This is a genomic window from Prochlorococcus marinus XMU1406 (assembly GCF_017696055.1).
Classification (GTDB): Bacteria; Cyanobacteriota; Cyanobacteriia; order PCC-6307; family Cyanobiaceae; genus Prochlorococcus_A; species Prochlorococcus_A marinus_W.
Map to the genome: position 1 here is coordinate 372,538 of NZ_JAAORG010000003.1, position 21,110 is coordinate 393,647.

The 21,110-nt window shown below is 32.4% G+C and carries 21 protein-coding genes and 1 tRNA gene; 8 read left to right on the forward strand and 14 right to left on the reverse strand.

What is annotated here, in order from left to right:
* Positions 1–8 precede the first annotated feature (8 nt).
* Complete coding sequence (gene lipA / locus HA149_RS08425) at positions 9–902, reverse strand: lipoyl synthase (protein ID WP_209114816.1); 894 nt, start codon at positions 900–902, stop codon at positions 9–11.
* A gap of 292 nt (positions 903–1,194) precedes the next feature.
* On the opposite strand from lipA, the gene HA149_RS08430 reads away from it, so the two are divergent.
* Complete coding sequence (locus HA149_RS08430; RefSeq protein WP_209114818.1) at positions 1,195–1,869, forward strand: recombinase family protein; 675 nt, start codon at positions 1,195–1,197, stop codon at positions 1,867–1,869.
* A gap of 1 nt (position 1,870) precedes the next feature.
* Entirely contained in the window at positions 1,871–2,083 is a 213-nt protein-coding gene (locus HA149_RS08435; RefSeq protein WP_209114820.1) for a hypothetical protein, read from the forward strand.
* Here HA149_RS08435 and HA149_RS08440 read toward each other — a convergent pair.
* Positions 2,080–2,988, reverse strand: coding sequence for a serine hydrolase (locus HA149_RS08440; protein ID WP_209114822.1), 909 nt, complete (start codon positions 2,986–2,988; stop codon positions 2,080–2,082). The genes HA149_RS08435 and HA149_RS08440 overlap by 4 nt on opposite strands.
* 3 nt (positions 2,989–2,991) lie before the next feature.
* Here HA149_RS08440 and HA149_RS08445 point away from each other — a divergent pair, with 3 nt between their 5' ends.
* The gene (locus HA149_RS08445; RefSeq protein ID WP_209114824.1) at positions 2,992–3,750 is read left to right on the forward strand and encodes a C40 family peptidase; all 759 of its coding nucleotides are present in this window, start codon (positions 2,992–2,994) and stop codon (positions 3,748–3,750) included.
* A gap of 59 nt (positions 3,751–3,809) precedes the next feature.
* On the opposite strand, the gene HA149_RS08450 is transcribed toward HA149_RS08445, so the two are convergent.
* Together HA149_RS08450 and HA149_RS08455 are read right to left on the reverse strand one after the other, a co-directional pair.
* Complete coding sequence (locus tag HA149_RS08450) at positions 3,810–4,409, reverse strand: photosystem I reaction center protein subunit XI (RefSeq protein WP_209114826.1); 600 nt, start codon at positions 4,407–4,409, stop codon at positions 3,810–3,812.
* 27 nt (positions 4,410–4,436) lie between these two features.
* Positions 4,437–4,550: a photosystem I reaction center subunit VIII gene (locus tag HA149_RS08455; RefSeq protein ID WP_011863629.1), complete on the reverse strand. Its 114-nt coding sequence runs from the start codon at positions 4,548–4,550 to the stop codon at positions 4,437–4,439.
* Positions 4,551–4,642: 92 nt separating this feature from the next.
* Between HA149_RS08455 and HA149_RS08460 the strand changes: the two genes are divergently transcribed.
* A complete protein-coding gene (locus HA149_RS08460; protein WP_209114828.1) occupies positions 4,643–5,023 on the forward strand; it encodes an annexin in 381 nt (126 codons plus the stop codon).
* A 4-nt stretch (positions 5,024–5,027) separates the two neighbouring features.
* On the opposite strand, the gene HA149_RS08465 is transcribed toward HA149_RS08460, so the two are convergent.
* The 3 genes from HA149_RS08465 to psaA all read right to left on the reverse strand — a co-directional run bounded on the left by HA149_RS08465 (position 5,028) and on the right by psaA (position 10,654).
* Positions 5,028–5,990, reverse strand: a complete 963-nt coding sequence (locus HA149_RS08465; RefSeq protein WP_209114830.1) for a glycosyltransferase family 2 protein — start codon at positions 5,988–5,990, stop codon at positions 5,028–5,030.
* A 104-nt stretch (positions 5,991–6,094) separates the two neighbouring features.
* Positions 6,095–8,323 (reverse strand): photosystem I core protein PsaB, encoded by a 2,229-nt coding sequence (gene psaB, locus HA149_RS08470; RefSeq protein ID WP_025923584.1) that lies wholly within the window; start codon positions 8,321–8,323, stop codon positions 6,095–6,097.
* A 27-nt stretch (positions 8,324–8,350) separates the two neighbouring features.
* Positions 8,351–10,654, reverse strand: coding sequence for a photosystem I core protein PsaA (gene psaA / locus HA149_RS08475; protein ID WP_209114833.1), 2,304 nt, complete (start codon positions 10,652–10,654; stop codon positions 8,351–8,353).
* 335 nt (positions 10,655–10,989) lie between these two features.
* Between psaA and cobJ the strand changes: the two genes are divergently transcribed.
* The 3 genes from cobJ to HA149_RS08490 all read left to right on the forward strand — a co-directional run bounded on the left by cobJ (position 10,990) and on the right by HA149_RS08490 (position 15,758).
* Positions 10,990–12,792 (forward strand): precorrin-3B C(17)-methyltransferase, encoded by a 1,803-nt coding sequence (cobJ, locus tag HA149_RS08480; protein WP_209114835.1) that lies wholly within the window; start codon positions 10,990–10,992, stop codon positions 12,790–12,792.
* Between the two features lie 91 nt (positions 12,793–12,883).
* Positions 12,884–13,672, forward strand: a complete 789-nt coding sequence (locus HA149_RS08485) for a TIGR01548 family HAD-type hydrolase (RefSeq protein ID WP_209114837.1) — start codon at positions 12,884–12,886, stop codon at positions 13,670–13,672.
* Between the two features lie 358 nt (positions 13,673–14,030).
* On the forward strand, positions 14,031–15,758 hold the full coding sequence (locus tag HA149_RS08490) for a polysaccharide biosynthesis/export family protein (RefSeq protein ID WP_245154722.1): 1,728 nt from the start codon (positions 14,031–14,033) through the stop codon (positions 15,756–15,758).
* A gap of 241 nt (positions 15,759–15,999) precedes the next feature.
* On the opposite strand, the gene HA149_RS08495 is transcribed toward HA149_RS08490, so the two are convergent.
* Together HA149_RS08495 and alr are read right to left on the reverse strand one after the other, a co-directional pair.
* Positions 16,000–16,088: transfer RNA gene (locus HA149_RS08495), tRNA-Ser, on the reverse strand.
* A 61-nt stretch (positions 16,089–16,149) separates the two neighbouring features.
* On the reverse strand, positions 16,150–17,349 hold the full coding sequence (gene alr / locus HA149_RS08500) for an alanine racemase (protein ID WP_209114841.1): 1,200 nt from the start codon (positions 17,347–17,349) through the stop codon (positions 16,150–16,152).
* Positions 17,350–17,366: 17 nt separating this feature from the next.
* Between alr and HA149_RS08505 the strand changes: the two genes are divergently transcribed.
* Positions 17,367–17,924, forward strand: coding sequence for an HNH endonuclease (locus tag HA149_RS08505; protein ID WP_209114843.1), 558 nt, complete (start codon positions 17,367–17,369; stop codon positions 17,922–17,924).
* Between the two features lie 13 nt (positions 17,925–17,937).
* Here the strand turns inward: HA149_RS08505 and prfA are convergent, their stop codons facing one another.
* The 5 genes from prfA to truA form a co-directional block, all read right to left on the reverse strand.
* Positions 17,938–19,032, reverse strand: a complete 1,095-nt coding sequence (gene prfA / locus HA149_RS08510; protein WP_209114845.1) for a peptide chain release factor 1 — start codon at positions 19,030–19,032, stop codon at positions 17,938–17,940.
* Positions 19,033–19,060: 28 nt separating this feature from the next.
* Entirely contained in the window at positions 19,061–19,321 is a 261-nt protein-coding gene (gene rpmE, locus HA149_RS08515; protein ID WP_209114847.1) for a 50S ribosomal protein L31, read from the reverse strand.
* 13 nt (positions 19,322–19,334) lie between these two features.
* The gene (gene rpsI / locus HA149_RS08520) at positions 19,335–19,745 is read right to left on the reverse strand and encodes a 30S ribosomal protein S9 (RefSeq protein ID WP_209114849.1); all 411 of its coding nucleotides are present in this window, start codon (positions 19,743–19,745) and stop codon (positions 19,335–19,337) included.
* A gap of 9 nt (positions 19,746–19,754) precedes the next feature.
* The gene (gene rplM, locus HA149_RS08525) at positions 19,755–20,186 is read right to left on the reverse strand and encodes a 50S ribosomal protein L13 (RefSeq protein WP_011863640.1); all 432 of its coding nucleotides are present in this window, start codon (positions 20,184–20,186) and stop codon (positions 19,755–19,757) included.
* 115 nt (positions 20,187–20,301) lie between these two features.
* A complete protein-coding gene (truA, locus tag HA149_RS08530; protein WP_209114851.1) occupies positions 20,302–21,108 on the reverse strand; it encodes a tRNA pseudouridine(38-40) synthase TruA in 807 nt (268 codons plus the stop codon).
* Positions 21,109–21,110 lie beyond the last annotated feature (2 nt).

The following is a 21,110-nucleotide window of genomic DNA, read 5'->3' on the forward strand; positions in this document are numbered from 1 at the left end:
TGAAAAAACTATCTTGGATACTTTTTCATAAGTTTTTGAATCTCTTCAGCATGGTAACTACTTCGAGTTAAAGGAGAACTAACTACTTGCATAAAGTCCAAATCTTTTTCCCCGAAAACTTTAAAGTAATTAAATTTTGAGGGACTCACAAATCTTTGAACAGGTAAATGCTTAGGGCCAGGAGATAAATATTGGCCAATAGTAACAATATCAACGAAATTACTTTTTAAATCCTTAAGAAGACTTAAGACCTCCTCATCTTTTTCCCCTAAACCAAGCATAAAGCCTGACTTTGTATAAACTTTTGAAGAATATTCTCTGGTTCTTTTAAGTAACTCAAGAGTTCTATCATATTTACCCTGAGGTCTTACTTTTTTATATAGTGAAGGTACAGTCTCAATATTGTGATTTAAAACGTTTGGATTTGAATCAAGAACTTTTTCAAGAGCTTTCCAGTTGCCACAAAAATCAGGAATTAAAAGCTCAATGGAAGTTTCAGGAGATTTTTTTCTTACTTGATAAACACATTCAAAGAATTGAGATGCGCCACCATCCTCAAGATCGTCTCTATTGACTGATGTGATTACAACATGTTTGAGGTTCATTCTATAAACGGCTTCAGCTAAACGATATGGTTCTGTTGGATCTAGTTCTCTTTTAGATCTATCAAAATCAATATCGCAATATGGACATGCCCTAGTACAGCCAGGGCCCATTATTAGGAAAGTGGCTGTTCCACTAGCAAAACATTCACCAATATTTGGACAGCTTGCTTCTTGACATACAGTATTGAGATTTAAATCATTTAACAAATTTGCAGTATTCCCAATTCTCTCAACTTGAGGAGCTTTTACTCTTAACCAATCAGGTTTTGAAATTAAACTATTAGAATTATTAGTCAATTTAAATGTTTCTGGCCTGTAAACTTATTTTACTAAAAACAATTTGAATTAACTATTAATAATTTTAAAAATGAAGTCTATTTAATAGAAGTAAAAAAATAAATAAATTCAAGTAGTCCATCGATAATTAAAAACATACCAATTAAATGTACTAGTTACATAATATTTTTGTTTCATCAACTTAAATTGAAACAGTATTAAGAACGTTATTTTTAACACAGATATCAGAACATATTAATTGCATCATAATTAACTAAAAAGTTTTTATATTAAGAATTTTTTGTACTAAAAAGTGTTTTTTTATTTATTTATTGATACAGTAAAAAATATATCTAATAAAACATTGAGTTTTAAATTTAAAAGAAAGCGTCTTTTACTATCCGAAAAATATAAAAGCTCTAAAGCAATAGGTTATGCTAGAGCTACTAATAATGAATATGAATATTTAGAAGAGCAAATAAAATTTTTAAAGGAAAAGGGTTGTAGTTTAGTTTTCTCGGAATTTATAAGTTTAGATGAAGAAATCAAACCCCAACTCAATCAAGCTATAAATTGTTTATCTGAAGGCGATCAATTAATAATGACTCAGCTTGATCGAGCATTTAAAAATAAAAAAGAATGTTTGCGGACAATAAATAAACTTATTAGTAAGGATATTAAATTGCAAACTTTGGCTGGTTTTTTTGCTGATAATCAATCCTCTAAAGCAAATTCTTCAATTTTTAAGATTTTATATGAATTAGATAATTTAGAAGAGAAAAGTTTAGTTGAAAGAAAAAAAGAAAAACTATTACGCAGAAAATTATCTGGAAATAATCTGGGAGGAAGGCCCAAAATTAGTCCTTTAAAAGAGTCTTTAGTAATCAGATTGCGTAATGAGGGATATTCGTATCGATCAATCAGATCACAAACAGGAATTGCATTGTCAACAATAAGAAGAGTGATTATGGAAGGAGAATTAATATAAAATGAAGAAGAAAGAAATTGAAAATTTAATTAAAGAAAACTTTAAAGATACAGCATTGCGTATTTATGAATTAAATAATGAAGATAGAAAAAGTTTGTTAGCAGAATATAGAGAGTGGATTATGAATGATTTAAATATTAAAGAGGTAATGATGTTACCTTATGAAGCCTATACTAATGAATTAGATTCTAATTACTTAGACGATGCACTTTAGCCTTTAATTTTATAACTCTTATTAAATTCATATACTTCTTTGGCTATTAAGGGTAAGAATGAAGTATCTTTAGCATATTTTTCTCCATTACAAAAAACAACTAACAAAGTGTGTAGTGATTGACTATTAGTCCACCAAGCTGAATCATGTCTAACTTCAGACATTAAGCCTGCTTTACTCCAAAGATTAATGTTTTCTGGTAATCCTTCACCCAAAAAACCATCTATTTGATTAAGAGAATCGTTTGTAAGCACAACTTTATTTAAATTTCTTTTTAAAAAACTTCGTAAATTCAAGTCGTTTTTTTTATAGTTAATATGAATCATAATTTCCTCCAAAACCCTTGCAGCTGAATCAGAATTCATAGCGTTTCTATTTTTATTATCATGTCCATAAAATTCTTTTTCACGACCAAATGGGCCATCATCCCAGGTCTTCTGACAGCAATTTATCCCACGCAATTCCTCCCATTTTAAATCATGTAGCCAATCGTTTATTATGTTTCTTTGATATTTCCAATTTTCCCATAATTCGCCTTCAATACAAGGTCCACTTGTTGTTCCAGTAAGTAAATCAATTAAGAAGCTTGTTGCATTATTACTCGAGAAAGATAACATTTTACTTACAGCATCATTAAGTTCGTCTGATAAAAATAAACTACCTTTTTTAACCCAATAATATGCAGCAAGGCTATAAACCAACTTGACTATGCTGGCAGGGTAAACCATTTTTTTATTATTAATACCAGCTCCAAAACCTTTATATACACTTTTATTATCGCTTTTATAATTAATCCAAGTTATGGCAATATCTTCTCTTGAAAAATCTTTATTATAAGAGCATGCTTTACCTAAAATATTATTTAAGGCTAGACCCATCTCTTTACTTAAATAGTAAAAGGACATTGTATGGAAAATTATAAAAAGCCTATCTCACTATTTAAACAAACTAATTTTTCAAAAACTATTTGGTGGAAATTAAAAGTTAATATTTCTGGATATCAAAATGAAACAGAAGATAAATTAGTGACTGAAATATTTAAAAATAGAATTTTTAAGCTACTTTATCCAAACATTTATCAACATAACCATAAATTTTCAAGAATACTAGTTCAACTATATGAAGATGGTTACGTATGTTGGATAAATTTAGATGGATTAATTATTGAGAAATACGAATTGGGAAAAACTGAAGATACAAAAAAAGAACACTTCTTTATAAAAGATAAAGTTAAATCAATTTTAAAATGGATCAAGGATCAATCTGAGTTAACTAATGAATACCTATGGGGAGGCACATTAGGGCCCAACTTTGATTGTTCCGGGTTAATTCAGACCGCTTTTTTAAAACATCATATTTATATACCACGAGACTCTTATCAAATAAAAAGTTTTTGTAAACACCTTTTTTATTTCAACGAATCTTATGCAGCTCTTCAACCAGGCGATCTTTTATTTTTTGGGAATGAAGAAAAATGTGATCATATTGGAATCTACAAAGGAAATGGATACTATTACCATTGCTCAGGAAAGGATTTCGGAAGAAATGGAATAGGATTAGATACCCTAAAACAGACTAATGATAAAATCTCATTGCATTATAAATCGAAACTAATTTCCGCAGGAAGAGTAGTTAGAAGTTATAGATGGGACAGAACAATACGTTAGTGAGTAGAGCTCACCGTTTAATTTAAAATATTACTTATTCTTTCTTTAGGAATTAAGAATTAACCAGCAGTCCAAATATTTTTAATGATTGGCATTATGGTATCTAAGTGTAATGTCCCAACAAGTAACCAAGCAAAAACAGCTCCTCCACAGCCTCCTAACCAAAATCCACTTGTAAAATCAGCCCAACCAGCTCTTGTAAATAAGTCCTTTGGAGGATTATTAACAGTCGCATCTGGAGGTTGCACATTAGGTGCTTTACCGGGTGCATTGTATAGAACAAAAAGTGCTGTCAAAATATGAACAGCTCCAATAGTAGCTAGAAGTCCAGCAGTTAAAGCAAATTCAGAATTTCTTAATGGGCCAGTCATTGTGAAAGGTCCGTAAAGAAGATATCCAAAAGCTGCTCCAGTTTCTAAACCTCTAAAATTAGGGGAAATACCTTCTCTGTAAAAAGGTAAATTATTTATAAAGGCTTTTGTAAAATAACCACTATTAACTGGAGTAGCTAAATTGCCAACAAAAGGATCAGCAACTGTTTTTACTGCCCATTGTTCTGCTACGCCAATATCATTTGGTTTTACAGAAGTATCTATGTATTTCTCATCAAACTTAATAGAACTTGTTGATTCTGAGAAAGATTTTTGAAAGTCGCTCATTTTTTTAAAAATTTAGTGTTTGATAATTTATTCAGTTGCTGTAATTAATCTTCCAATCAATACGATAAAAACAGCAGGCATTGCTATACCAATTAATGGAACAAAAATTGAGGGTAAAAGGCTTGGTAAATCAGATGGCATAGTTCTTTAAACATCTTTAAACACTTTAGTATTTATCTGCGAAATAGTGTTAATTTTATTACTGGATGATATAAAAATTATTAACTTTTTACATGATAAATTTTTTCGCAATTGTACTTATTATTTTTATAGGAATATTACTTCTAGTTTTTAAAAAAAGAAGATTTAAAAAGTTAATAAATAAAAGCAGTTTATATTCTATAAAATTAAATAAAAATAATAAATTTTCATCTAATAAAAATAGTTTTTTATTAGATGACGAAGAAAAAAAGTACTCAGTATTTTATAAAAATTCTCAAAGAAATAAAATGTTTAGTCTTTTTCAGGGTAGTACAGAAAATAAATTAAAGGCATTAAAAATTGCGGAAGAATTGGCTGATAAATCAACATTACCAATTTTACGAAAAGGCCTAAGAGATATTTCTCCTGAAGTCGTTGAAATTTCAGCTTTATTAATAAGAAAGTTCAAGTAAACAATCAATTTTTATTAGTACTGCTTATTGATCTAATTCTGTAAATTGGACGACTTTGACTTTCATGATAAGTCCTAATTAAAAGTTCGCTCAATAATCCAAAGCTAAATAATTGAACACCAGCAATTCCTAATATTAATGCAAACATTAGCAATGGACGATTTCCAATATCCTCACCCATTATTTTTAAACCTATCAAATAAGAACTCATCGCAAGGCTTATGAAAATACTTATAATTCCAACAAAACCAAATCCATACATTGGTCTTGTTAAAAATTTAGTCATAAACCAAACAGTTAGTAAATCCATTAAAACTCTAAAAGTTCTATCAATTCCATATTTACTAGATCCATATTGCCTGCTTCTATGATTTACTTTAATTTCTTTGATTCTTGCACCTTCAATATTTGCTAAAACGGGCAGAAACCTGTGAAGTTCACCATACAACTTAATATCATCTATTATTTCTTTCTTAAAAGCTTTTAATGAGCATCCGTAGTCATGCAACTTCAAACCTGTTACGTGAGCTATTAATTTATTCGCTATTTTTGATGGTATCTTTCTATTAATTAATTTATCTTTTCTATCAAACCTCCACCCACAAATTAAATCATACCCATCATTAATTTCGGAAATTAATTTAGGAATATCATTTGGATCATTCTGTAAATCACCATCCAAAGTAATGATAATATCACCTTTAGAATAATCAAAGCCAGCTGACATTGCTGCAGTTTGCCCATAATTTTTTCGAAGGGAAATTACTGACAATTCTTTAATTTTGAGAGTTAATTCTTTCAATACTTGATAAGTATTATCTTTAGAACCATCATTGACAACAATCAATTCAAAACTTAATTCATGAAATGACATTACATTTATAACTTCATCCAATAAAAAACCAATACTCTCACTTTCGTTGTAAACAGGGATAATAATAGAAATTAATTGTTTTATATCTAACATTTATATTTGATATTATTTATATAATTTTAACTTAATTTAGAACATTAAAATTAAACAAAAAAAAATCACCACAAATGTGGTGATTTAGATTATTTAAGAAAAATTTAACCAAACTTACCTGAAGTTGATGCAATAACAAATGCACCGAATGTAAGAATGTTTCCAATCGTGAAATGTGCTAGTCCAACTAATCTAGCTTGAACAATTGACAGTGCAACTGGCTTGTCTCTCCAGCCAACAAGATTAGCTATTGGAGTACGCTGATGTGCCCAAACTAATGTTTCAATTAATTCTTGCCAATAACCACGCCATGATATTAGGAACATGAAACCAGTAGCCCAAACTAAGTGACCGAATAGGAACATCCAAGCCCAAGGAGATAAAGAGTTTACTCCAAATGGATTATATCCGTTAATAAGTTGAGCAGAGTTTAACCAGAGATAATCTCTAAACCAACCCATTAGATAAGTTCCTGATTCATTAAATTGTGCTACATTGCCCTGCCATATTGCTAGGTGTTTCCAATGCCAGTAGAAAGTTACCCATGCTAGTAAATTTAATGCCCAGAACATAGCTAAGTACATAGCATCCCAAGATGAACTATCACAAGTACCTCCACGTCCAGGTCCATCACAAGGGAATGCATAACCTAAATCTTTCTTGTCAGGAATTAATTTTGTTCCTCTAGCATCAAGTGCACCTTTGATAAGAATTAAAGCGGTTGTATGAAGACCTAAAGCGATAGCATGGTGAACTAAGAAATCTGCAGGACCAATAGGTAAGAAAGCACTTAATGCATCTTGTCTATTTATCAAATCCATCCAGTAATGATTACCTGGTAATGAATTAGCAGCGAGAGTTGCTGAACTTGTAGGATCAGACAATAGAGCATTGAAGCCATACATCATCTTACCTTGAGCAGCTTGAACAAATTGAGCAAATACTGGCTCAATTAGAATTTGCTTTTCAGGATTACCAAAAGCTACAACAACGTCGTTATGAACATAAATTCCAAGAGTATGGAATCCTAGCAACATTGTTACCCAGCTAAGATGACTTATTAAAGCTTCCTTTGTCCCAAGAACTCTTGCCAATACATTATCTTTATTTAATTCTGGATCGTAATCTCTTACAAAGAAAATGGCTCCATGTGCAAATGCACCAACCATCAAGAACATTGCTATGTACTGATGATGACTATATAAAGCAGATTGTGTAGTGTAATCCCTCGCAATAAAAGCGTAAGAGGGAAGTGCACCCATATGTTGCGCTACAAGAGAAGTTGCTACACCAAGTGATGCTAATGCTAGTCCAAGTTGGAAATGTAATGAATTATTTACAGTTTCATATATTCCATCATGGTTAATTCCGAAACTACCTTTATGAGGATCATTAGGGTGTCTTGTATTATGAGCTTCTGTAATTTCTTTGAGGCTATGACCAATACCAAAAGTATTTCTATACATATGACCTGCAATTACAAAAACTGTACCAATCGCAATATGGTGATGCGCAATATCGGTAAGCCATAATGCTTCGCTTTGAGGATGAAGACCACCTAAAAAAGTAAAGATTGCTGTTCCAGCTCCTTCAGCTGTTCCAAATACTTGATCTAAAGAATCAGGATTTTGGGCATAAGCTCCCCAGTTTAAAGTAAAGAAAGGAGCTAATCCTGCAGGGTGTGGAAGCACTGTTAACCAGTTATCCCAACCTACATGCTGTCCTCTTGATTCAGGTATAGCAACATGAACCAAATGACCTGTCCAAGCGATACTACTAAAACCAAATAAGACAGCTAAATGATGATTTAATCTTGACTCTGCATTTTTAAACCAAGCAAGAGAAGGTCTGAATTTTGGCTGTAAGTGTAACCAACCAGCAAATAGAGTCCAACAAGCCAAAATACTCATGAAAATTGAAGCTTGGAAGAGTTGCTCATTAGTTCTCATTCCAATTGTGTACCACCAATGGTAGAGGCCTGAGTAAGCTATGTTTACTGGACCATTAGCTCCAGCTTGTGTCATTGCTTCTGTGATACCAGATCCAAAATGAGGATCCCAAATAGCATGAGCAATAGGACGAACGTGAGTTGGATCAAGTACAAACTGCTCGAAGTTACCTTGCCAAGCAATATGAAATAAGTTACCAGCTACCCAGAGGGCGATTATTGCTAGATGACCAAAATGCGTAGAGAAAAGCTTCTGATAAAGCTTTTCTTCGGTCATACCATCATGACTTTCAAAGTCATGAGCGGTAGCTATTCCGTACCATATTCGTCGGGTTGTAGGGTCCTGAGCTAGACCCTGGTTAAATGATGGAAATTTTGTTGCCATTGAATTAAAAAGGTGAAGTTCAGGTAGTTAGCCCAGGCCGAAAAGGCGAGCATGGAAGAAAGCCCATGTGGTAGCAATACCACCGACAAGGAAGTGTGTTACACCTACTGCTCTACCCTGAGTGATAGATAAAGCTCTTGGTTGAATGGTTGGAGCAACTTTAAGTTTGTTATGCGCCCAAACAATTGATTCAAATAATTCTTGCCAATATCCACGTCCACTAAAGAGGAACATTAAACTAAATGCCCATATGAAGTGAGCTCCTAAGAACATCAAACCGTACATGCTTATGGATTGGCCATAACTTGTTAATACTTGAGAAGCTTGCGCCCAAAGGAAATCTCTTAACCAACCATTAATAGTAATGGCGCTTTGTGCGAAATTACCTCCAGTAAGTCCCCAAACATCACTCTGCATTTTCCAAGAGAAGTGGAAAATAACTATTGATAAACAGTTATACATCCAGAAAAGAGCCAAGAACACGTGATCCCATGAAGAAACTTGACATGTACCACCTCTTCCAGGTCCATCACAAGGGAATCTAAACCCTAAAGAAGCTTTATCAGGGATCAACCTTGAACTTCTTGCGTAAAGTACTCCTTTGAGAAGTATCAAAACAGTTACGTGAATTTGGAAAGCATGAATATGATGAATCATTAAATCAGCTGTACCTAATGGAATTGGAGCTATAGCAACCTTTCCACCAACCTCTACTAAACTTCCATTAAAAACTTCGCTTAAAGCTTTGTGAGGTAAAGCTTCAGCAGTACCTGCTAAAAGAGAAGTTCCCACAGCAGATGCTTGGATGTTCTGTACCCATTGAGCAAAAATTGGCTGAAGTTGGATTGCAGAATCACTAAACATATCTTGGGGTCTACCCAAAGCTCTCATAGTATCGTTGTGAATATAGAGTCCAAAACTATGGAATCCTAACCACATACATACCCAGTTCAAATGACTGATTAAGGCATCTCTTGCTTTAAGGATTCTGTCTAATACATTATCAATATGTTTTGCTGGATCGTAGTCTCTAACCATTGCAATTCCTGCATGCGCGCCTGCACCTACTATGAATAATCCACCTATCCACATGTGATGAGTAAATAATCCAAGAACTGTCATGTAGTCAGTAGCTATGTATGGATATGGAGGCATCGCATACATGTGATGAGATACAAGTATACTTATTGATCCAAGCATTGCTAGGTTTACCGCAAGCTGGGCATGTCTACTTTCTGCCATGAACTCAAAAAGACCTTGATGACCTTTAGGAGCAGGGAATAATATTGGGTCTCCTTGCTGTGAATCTAATATTTCTTTCATACTATGACCAATACCGTAATTGGTTCTGTACATATGACCACCAATAATTGCTATAACGCCAAAAGCTAAATGATGATGTGAAACATCAGTCATCCATAAGCTTCCTGTCACAGGGTTAAGTCCACCTTTGAAAGTAAGGAAATCTGAGAAAGCTAACCAGTTTAAACTGAAGAAATTACCTGTACCACTTGCTAATCCTGGAAATATCTGACCGATAATTTGAGGATCACAGAGTTGATGCGGCATAGGCATATCTGCAATAGTTGCTATTTCTTTACCATTGATGACTAAAGGAGAGCCTGCGTCAATGGCATCTAAGAGAGCTGCAGTAGGAGCTCCGATATGAATACAATGACCAGCCCATGCTAAAGAACCTAGTCCTACTAAACCAGCTATATGATGGTTAAGCATAGACTCAATATCTTGGAACCACTCCATTTTTGGAGCTGCTTTGTGATAATGAAAAATTCCAGCATGAAGCATAAGTGCAGCCATTACTACAGCACCTATTGCTAAAGCCATCAGTTCACTCTCATTGGTAATTCCCCATGCTCGCCACATATGGAATATTCCTGAACTGATTTGAATACCGTTGTAGTTAGCACCAAGATCAGCATTAAGCATTTCTTGACCAACAATTGCCCATACTTGCTGAGCTCCGGGTTTGACATGAGTTGGATCAGCTAACCAACCTGAATAATTAGAAAATCTTGCTCCATGGAAAAATGCAGCACTCATCCATATGAAAATAACTGCAAGATGTCCAAAATGAGCTGAAAAGATTTTTCTTGTTGCTTCTTCAGCATCGCCTGTATGCACATCGAAATCATGTGCATCAGCATGCAAATTCCAGATCCAAGTTGTAGTTTTTGGACCTTTAGATAATTTACTTGACCAGAAACCTGGCTTATCTAATTTGGCAAAATCAATAGGTCTTGGATCGGCCTTAACAGGATCCTCCAAAACTTTTTTGTTTTTTTCTCCACTTTCTGGTGGGCTGATGGTCATCTAGCACCTCGAAAATAATTGACATTAAAGCCGATTGATCGGATCTTGAAACTATTTTTAAATAATAATGTTCAAGAAAACGAATGCTTCGGAACTTTAAATATTCGTTTCAAAAATAATAAGGCAAAGATTCTTTCGTTATGCATTAACGTAACAAATGTTCTAATGATTGTTACTATATGAATATTTTGTTAAATTCTAGTCTATGACACAATTATGAGTATTTTTACTCAAATTTTATGTAAATTTCTTAAATTTTTTTTTATATTTCAAAGAAAATTTTTTAAATCCAGCGACAGGATATAATTTCAACATAACTATCAATAATTTCTGATTTGAAAGGAATTGCTATAGGTCTATCTAATAATTCAAAAGAAATTTTAAAAAGGCTTAAAAAAACCGAATTTGTCAAAGATATATATATTGCAGGTTCTTCAAAAGATGATGGAGAGAAAAATGAACTTATTGAAGTACAAAAACCTAGAGAAATCTTACTTAAAAAATGGCAGGAGATAGATTTAATAATTTTTATAGGCTCAATTGCTGCATCAATACGCATAATAAATTCTTTTTTAACCTCTAAAGATCAAGATCCAGGTGTAATCGTTATAGATAAAAAATGTTCTAAAATAATTCCTTTAATTGGCTTACATCAGTCAAATACACAAAATATTGCATGTCAAATTGCTAATTTACTTGGTGGCGAAATAATAGAAACTAATAATTCCAATGATCAAAGCTTCTTAAATCTTGATGCATTTGGGGATCAATGGGGTTGGAAAAGATCTGGCAACATAAAGGATTGGTCAAAACTAGTAATTAAACAAGCTAAGAACGAAGAAATATTTTGCAAACAATTATCTGGTAATAGCTTATGGAAAACTTCAAAATCAGGGGAGATTATTAATCAAATTAATGAAAAAGAAATTGAAAAACCAGATTCAACATTTCATGTGAGTATATTCGAAAATAATCAAAGAAATTGGCATCCTCCCGTATTATGGATTGGCATAGGATGTGAAAGAAATACAAGCAAAGAATTAATAGCAAATTCTTTAAATAATTTTTTGAAGTCAGGAAATTTATCACAGCAATCAATTGCGGGATTTGCAACTATTGATATTAAAAAAGATGAGAAAGGAATTTTAGAACTTTCTGAAGAAAAAAACTTGCCTATAAAGTTTTTTAGTAAAGAAGATCTTTCAACAATAATTGTTCCAAATCCATCAAAAGTCGTGCAAAAGGAAATTGGCACACCTTCCGTAGCAGAAGCCTCTTGCTTACTAGCAGCAGGAGAAGAATCAAAATTATTAAAAGAAAAAAGAATTTTTAAAAATCAATCTGGGGCAGTAACTATCGCTGTAGCAGAATCAAAAAATCAATATAATCCAACCAATGGCGAAATACATATTATTGGAAGTGGGCCTGGCGATATCTCCTTCTTAACCAGTAATGCAAAAAAAGCACTTTCAAGATGTACTGTTTGGATCGGATACAAAATGTATTTAGATTTAATTAAGCCCTTAAAAAGGAGTGACCAAGTTTTAATTGAAAGTAAACTTACTGAAGAAAAAGAGAGGTGTAGTAAAGCAATTAAACTAGCCGAGGAAGGAATAAAAGTGGCTTTAATTTCTTCAGGTGAGTCTGGATTTTATGGCATGGCTGGTTTACTTTTAGAATTGCTTCAAAAAATCAACAAAGAATATAGACCTTACTTTAACGTACATCCAGGTATAAGTAGTGTGCAATTAGCCGCTGCGATTAGTGGTGCTCCACTAATGAATGACTTTTGTTCAATAAGCTTAAGCGATAAATTAACTCCATGGTCTTTAATAAAAAAAAGAATTGAAGGAGCTCTTATGGGTGATTTTGTAATAGCTTTATTTAATCCTCAATCCATTGAAAGAAATTGGCAGCTAAAAAGTACAATTGATCTATGTTTAAAAACCAGGAAAGGGGATACTCCCGTTTTAATAGCTAGACAGGTAGGGAGAGAAAATCAATCTAAAAACTTTTCCACTTTAAACACAATTCCTTTTGAAGAAATTGATATGTTATCAATAATTATTATTGGTAATTCTCAAACCACGTTAATAGATGAAATATTTCTTACTCCAAGAGGATATTTACAAAATTAAGTTTAGATAATTCATTATTAAGGAGAAAATATCTTTTTTGCTTTTTTCTGATAAGAATACTAATCTTTTATAAAAGAATTAAGAAAATTAATTGAAAAATATTTGTTTAATTTTGTTTGATATAGATGGGGTAATCCGGAGCGTAGAAAATAGTTATAGGCTTTCATTAAAAAAAACAGTTTACAAATTTTCTGGATGGGAGCCAAGTTATTTAGATATTGATAATGCAAAAAATGAGGGGATATGGAATAATGATTGGGATTTAAGTTTAGAGCTTATAAAAAGAAGAATAAAAAAAGAGAACTTAAACCTTAAAATCCCTTCAAGAGAAGAAATAGTAAAATGTTTTGGAGAGCTTTACTTTGGTGGAGATCCAAACAAAGATAGTAAATATTGGTCTGGATACATAACAAATGAGGAGTTATTAGTTGATAAAAAGTTTTTTGATTTAATTCAAGGCAATGGAATAATTTGGGGTTTTGTAAGTGGTGCAGAGTCTGCTTCTGCAAAATTTGTTTTAGAAAAAAGACTTGGACTAAAATCGCCACCATTAATTTCTATGGGAGATGCCCCTGACAAGCCTGATCCTAAAGGTTTTATTAACTTATCAAAAAAGCTTCTAGCAAATAAACTCGGCGAATCAAATATTCCTATTGCATACGTAGGAGATACTATTGCAGATATAAATACAGTTATAAATGCCAGAAAAGAAATACCATCTCAGAAATTCATAAGTATCGGCATAGCTCCCCCTCATTTACATTTAAATTCTCGATTAAAAGAACGTAATTCTTACGAAACAAGTCTTAGAAATGCAGGAGCTGACTTGATTTTAAATTCTATTTATGACCTAAAAGATATTAATCTTGACTTGTTTTAAAACAAGTATTAATTAAAAAATTTCTTAATTAATTACGGAGAGGGATGAGTTTAGAGTGAATCTAAATGGAAGTATATGGAACTATATGGAAGCATAAAAAAGAAAAAAGGAAGATTTCCTACCCTGAATCCTACCCTCTATGTTTTTACTGCAATTTAACCCTCTAATTTCAAAGATTTATGGAGACTAACATTCGCCCAATAGGAAAGAAATCAAAAAAACTAAATTTTTTTTACGATTGCTCTAATTTAGATATTCTTTATATTTATGGTTAGTTGAAGTAAAGCTTACAATCTCAATTAGCTAGATAGCTAGAGTTCTAATAAAATAGTAGACTAAAACTAGTTAATTTTTGTTTTTGAAAGTTCAAATCAATATTCCTGGAAAAATTTTCAAATTACTTAGATATAAAAGTAATTTGAAATTTCTTTTTATTTTTAATGTTTTGATATCTGTTTTTATATTTGACCTCGTCGAGGCAGGCAATAATAATGCAACTTTGAATAGTAATGAAGAGCTCGCAATAGATAATTTAGATTCAAGAAGTAAATTAGAAGACCTCAATCTTGATTCCGAAACTATTGAACTAATTCTGAAAAATGCAAAAAATAGAACTGAGATTGATATTAATTATTTAAATCCAAAAAATGAATTAGAAGATTATATTGTTGATACTGGAGATTCTCTTTTAATTGAATTTAAAAATAAACCAAGAGGTATAGGATTAATTGAATTGGAATATGATCCAGAAAATATATCCTATTTAAACCCTAGAAATGATTTGAGCAATTATAAATTAGATGAGGGCGATGTCCTAGATATTAAATTTACCTATATTCCTGAATTTAATCGCCAATATCCCATTGATCAAGAGGGAGAAATATATTTACCTGAATTAGGTTCAGTATATGTAAAAGGACTAAATATTTACCAAGCAAAAGATCTACTTGAGAAAAAATATGAAAAATATTTAAAATTTACTGATATGGAAATAAGAATAAATCAATTTAGATTTATGGATTCTGGAATATATTCAATTAATAACGAAGGAGAGCTTATGCTCCCACTCCTTAAAGAAACTTACGTTAGGGGGTTAACAACAAGTGAGATATCTAATTTATTAAGTAAAAAATATTTAAATTCGGAAAATATTTATACAGAAGTAGAAATTAGAATAGCTAGCTTTAAACCTCAAAGAATCTTAGTATCAGGCGAAATCAGAAATCCTGGAATCTATAAATTCCCAGGTTTTAGTTCTGGAGAGTTTCTTGCAATAGAAAATATAGAAGATGATACTTCTCAAAAAGGAGAAATAAAAAATGATGCTGAAGAATCTATTTCAAAAGAAATTTATGGCGATAATATGACTAAAGGGCAATTGAATAGAAGGGAATCTAATAGATCTTTAAATCAAAATCCACAGAATAATACTGCAAGGCAAAATTTCCAAATAAAAAGACCATCCGAAAATTTCACCACTATTTCTAATGTACTTAGAAAAGCTGGAGGAATAACTTCTAAAACTGATTTGTCTCGCATCGAAATAATAAGAGATATTCCCATTGGGAAAGGAGGTGGGAAACAAAGAGCAGTAGTCGATTTTACTTCTTTTATAAATGAAAGTGATCCTACTAACGATATTAGATTATTTGACGGAGATAGAATATTTTTACCAAAGCTCGCATCAGCCTCATTAGATATCATCCCAAAATCAATCCTAAGCGGTCTTTCTCCAAGATTTATAACAGTAGATATATTTGGTAGAGTCGAAAATCCTGGAAGTATAAAATTACCCCTAGAGGCTACCTTATCAGATGCAATTGATTTGACTGGACCAATAAGACCTTTATCAGGAAAAATTGTTTTGATAAGGTATAACAAAGATGGGACGGTTTTAAAGAAAAATATTTCTTATTCTGCTAGAGCAAAAAGAGGTTCTAGAAGGAATCCTTTTGTAAAAGAAGGAGATCTAATATCTGTTAAAAATAGTTTTTTAGGAAAAAGTACAGGCGTTATTCAAGAATTTACAGCTCCATTCATTGGGATTTATTCAACCAAAGAAATAATTGAAAGTTTTAATGATTAATTCATCCTTTTGTAGTCATATCTGTCGGGTGGTTTTTTCATGATGCAGGTATAACTTGTAAAGAATTGGATTTCGCAAAAAATTCCCTACACTCTGCACTTTATATTCCTACCCCATTTCCTACCCCCAAACATGAAATTCAGTGATACTCTGTGAATGTCTCTAATTTTCCTATTTCTGCAAAAGTATTAGTATCACTAGTTTCAGGAACATTATGAACTTCCATGCTCTACCAAAAACACGGAGAGGGAGGGATTCGAACCCTCGACAAAAGTTACCTCCTGTAACTCCTTAGCAGGGAGCCGCTTTCAACCACTCAGCCACCTCTCCAGTTCTTATACATTATCAATTTTTTTGCAAACATTCAAAATTTTTTATTTAATCGAAATGTCTAATCAATTTGAACTCTAGGTAATCTATTTTTAAAAGAACAAAGAATTTCCCACGGGATAGTATTAGATTTTCTTGCCCATTCAAGAGGAGAAATTGTTTTGTCTCCATCAGATCCTAGTAATATCATCGTACTACCAATTCTAATTTCATTTGAGCCTGTTATGTCCACCATCATTTGATCCATAGTTATGGATCCAACTTGGGGATAAAGTTTATTATTATATATAACGTTTATCTTGCCTGAAAGGTTTCTTGGAACTCCATCTGCGTAACCAATACTTAAAATAGCTAACTTAGTTTTTCTACTAGTTACAAACTTTCCTCCATAACTTACACCAACACCTGAATCAAGAGTTCTAATAAAAGCTACTTTAACTTTCAAAAATAAAGCTGGTTTAAGTAATAAATTTTTTTCTATTTTGTCTAAAGGACTGTATCCATACATAGAAAGCCCAACACGTACCATGTGAAAATGAAAATCTTTTTTAAGAAGCATTCCTGCAGAGTTAGCCAAATGAATCTTAATTTCATGATTTTTTTGAAGATTAATTTGCTTTAATAATTGATTAAACTTGAGTCTTTGTAATTGTGTAATACTTTTAGGATCTAATGCATTATCTTCATCTGCAGACGATAAATGACTATATATTCCTTCTATTGAAATGTTCTCAAAAGATTTTATTTTTTCAAATTGCTGAACAAATTTATTAGATTCAAATCCTAATCTTGACATACCAGTATCAACCTTAAGATGCAAAGAAAATTTGAAGCCAAAGTGTTTCCCGATATTATTGCAAATTAAACACTCTCTTATACTACTGATAGTTGGCATAAGATCATTTCTAAAGGATATTATTAAATCTCTTTTTGTATATAGATTTCCGAGAATGAGAATTGGTTTTTTAACTCCAAAAGAACGTAGTTTAATCCCTTCTTTTAAAGTGGCAACGCCTAATTGAGAAGCTCCACCTTTTATAGCGAAATCAGATACCACTTTTGCATCATGTCCATATCCATCAGCTTTGACAACCGCCATAAATTGACAAAATTTACTTAGTTTAGTTCTTAACTGCCTTACATTTGTCTCTATTGCTTTGCCTTTAACTTCTATCCATGCTCTTTGTTTTGGATCTATATCTTTTTTAAAAGTTGGATATTGATCAAAATTAAATCCCTGATCTTTTTGCTGAATTTGCATTAACTTTGCACAACTATATGCGCTTATTGAAATATACAGTTAGCATGACATGTAAATTGTATTTTGGCATGGGCCAGACTCTAGTTTTAAATGCATCTTATGAACCTTTAAACATCACTTCTTGGCGAAGGGCTGTTATTTTAATGATCAAAGGTAAAGCAGAAAGTTTAGAGGAGGATAACTCATATTCAATACATAGCGGAAGAAAATTGCCGACAGTTATAAGACTTCGTTACTACGTGAAGGTGCCTTTTAGAGAGGTTTCTTTAACAAGAAAAAATATTCTTCTGAGAGATAATAATGCTTGCCAATACTGCAATTATAGAGGTGGCGACTTATCAATAGATCATGTTTTACCAAGAAGCAGAGGTGGGACAGATAACTGGGAAAACGTGACTACAGCATGTCTCAGATGTAATGTACAAAAAGGTAACCGAACCCCAGAAGAGGCGAATATGCCTTTAATGCGCAAGCCTTATCGTCCGCTTAGTAATCTCAATTTTGAGGCCACAAGACAAATTGACTCTGGCAGACATAAAGAATGGAGTAAATACGTAATAGGAATTTCAATCTAATAAAAATTAAATCTTAATTTACTTCGTTATTAAAATCTTCCATCATTCTTTTTTGTTCTTGGGCAATGCATGCATCAATCACTTCATCCAATTGACCAGCAAGAATTGGCTCTAATGAAAAATTGGAACCTAATCTATGATCAGTTGTCCTGTTATCTTTAAAATTGTAAGTTCTAATTTTTTCACTCCTATCACCTGTTCCAACCTGGGAAAGTCTTTGTGATCTTTCTTTAGCATTAGCTTCTTTTAATTGAATTTCATATAATTTAGCTCTTAAAATTTCCATTGCTCGTTCGCGATTTTGCAATTGTGATCTCTCTTGAGTACAAAAAACTCTTATTCCTGTAGGCTTATGGAGAAGATCAATAGCTGTCTCTACTTTATTAACATTTTGTCCCCCTGCACCTCCTGATCTTGCTGTACCAACTTCTAAATCAGTTGGCTCAATCTTAACTTCAACAGGATCAGCCTCAGGCATGACCGCCACTGTAGCAGTAGAGGTGTGGACTCTACCTTGCGATTCAGTAGCTGGAACTCTTTGGACTCTATGCACACCAGCCTCAAATTTAAGTTGACTATATACAGAATCTCCCTTAACGGAGATAACTAACTCCTTAAATCCTCCCATATCTGACTCGGAAGCACTAACAGGTTTTACAGACCATCCAATTTTTTGTCCATATCTTTCATACATTCTTGCTAAATCACCCGCCCAGATACAAGCCTCGTTACCTCCAGCACCGGCTCTGATTTCTAACATTACACTTCTCTCATCTCTTGGATCTTTTGGTAATAAAGCGATTGTGGTTTTTTGAATCAGTTCATTCTTACATTCCTCTAAAATTATTAACTCTTCATTAATCAAAGATTCCATTTCTTTATCATTTCTATTCTCTCTAAGTAGATTTTTTGAATCTTCAATTTCTTTATCAGTTTCAAGCAACTTATTAAAATCAATCACCAAAGGTTCCAGTTTTGACCTTTCTCTTGCTATTGATTCTAATTTTTTGGGATCATTAGCTATATCTGGATCTGCAAGCTGCACTTCCAAATTTTCAAAACTTTCTGAAGCAGTTTTCAACCTTGCAATTAATGTTGAGTATTCCAATTGAAATTATGCTTTATTTTTGAAAATTCTATTTTTTAGAATCTTTTTCTTCTTTTTCCTCTTTTGATGTAGCCGTATTAGCTGAACCCATTCCATATTTTTTCATAAACCTATCTACCCTACCTTCTGTATCAAGAATCTTTTGAGTTCCAGTGAAGAAAGGATGATTACCACTCCATACATCAACATGTAATTCAGGCTGCGTGGAGCCAGTCGTCATTACAACTTCACCATTACAAATAACTTTTGCATCTGGATACCATTTTGGGTGTATTTCTGATTTTGGCATAATTAAAATTCCTTTAACGTTTGGAGAATTGAGGAGCTTTTCTTGCTTTTTTAAGACCATATTTTCTTCTTTCCTTCGCTCTAGGATCTCTACTGAGATGGCCTTCAGTTTTTAGCGGTTTCCTATTGTCAGGAGATAATTCGCAAAGTGCTCTAGCTGCTCCTTGCTTGATAGCATCTGCTTGACCTGTCAACCCACCACCAAAAACATTTACCAGAATATCATAAGAATTTTCAAGGCCTAATGTTTGCAAAGGTGATTTTATTGAATTTAAGTGCAGAGGATTAAAGTTTAAGTAATCATCTCCAGAACGACCATTAATTTTGATTAGTCCATTTCCTGGAATCAAACGAACTCTAGCTACTGAAGTTTTTCTTCTCCCAGTTCCCCAATACACAGCTTTGTTTTTTATTTGACTATTCATTTTAATAAATTAACTATTTAATAATACAGGATTCTGAGCAGCATGAGGATGATCAGCACCTTTATAAACTTTTAGTTTTTTAAATTGCTGTCTTCCTAAAGAGTTATGTGGCAGCATACCCTTAACAGCTTGCTCAATGATTCTTTCAGGAATTCTTTCTTGGAGAGACTCAAATTTTTCAATTTTCATTCCTCCTGGTCTTCCAGAATGTCTCCTATACAACTTCTGAGATGCTTTTTTACCTGTTACCTCAACTTTTTCGGCATTTACTACAATGACAAAATCTCCAGTATCTAGATGAGGTGTAAATGTTGGTTTATTCTTACCTCTCAATACAGTTGCAATTTCTGTAGCAAGTCTCCCAAGTGTCTTATCTTTTGCGTCAACTAAAAACCAATTTCTTTCGATGGTTTCTAAAGATGGAGTAATTGTTTTATTCATTTACCAAATTTATGCAAATAAATTTATAGTTGGTTCTAAATTCTACCTTATTGAATGAATATTAAACAACAGTTTTGAATGATTTACACAAAAAATTCGCTTACTTAAACTTTACTTAAGAAAAACCCTTAATTAAAAATACAGGGAAAAAATCATTGTTATTAATCTTTTTAAAGACATTTTTTTCATAAACTGCATTGACAAAACATAACCCCTTAGCTGGAGCAGATTCTTTAACATCATTTTTCTTTTTGTTTACCCATCTATCTGTAAAAATTTCTGGCGATATTTTTTTTTCTCCAACTAAAACTAATTGACCAATAATTAAACGGACCATTCCATATAGAAAACCAGTAGCTTTAATATCAACTAAAATCAAATCTTCTACTCTTTTAATATCTATATTTTTTATTTTTGTAATAGCGTCTGTTCTATTACTACCACTTTTCTGAAAAGCAAAAAAATCATGTTCCCCTACCATTGTCTTGGATGCATTTAACATTAAAACTTCATCTAATACTTTTTGATATCTATGCCATGACCAATTATTGATAAACAAGTTAGGGAATTTACTGTTATTAATGACATATCGATAATGTCTATACATTGCTGAATAGCATGCATGCCAATTATCTTTAACCTCAACTGATTCCAAGATCCTAATTGTTGAAGGTAAAACTCTATTTAAGACATCAGAATAGCTATTTCCTGGAATAACATAATCAACATCAAAGTGTACTACTTGACCTGATGCATGAACCCCAGCATCAGTCCTGCCTGCTGCAAAAGTCTTTACTATATGATTTGTAATCTTTAAAAGAGCTCTTTCTAAAATTTCTTGAACAGTAGTTGCATTTTTTTGTTTTTGCCAACCTGAATAATGAGATCCATCATATTGAATTAGTAAAGCTACTCTTTTCAAAA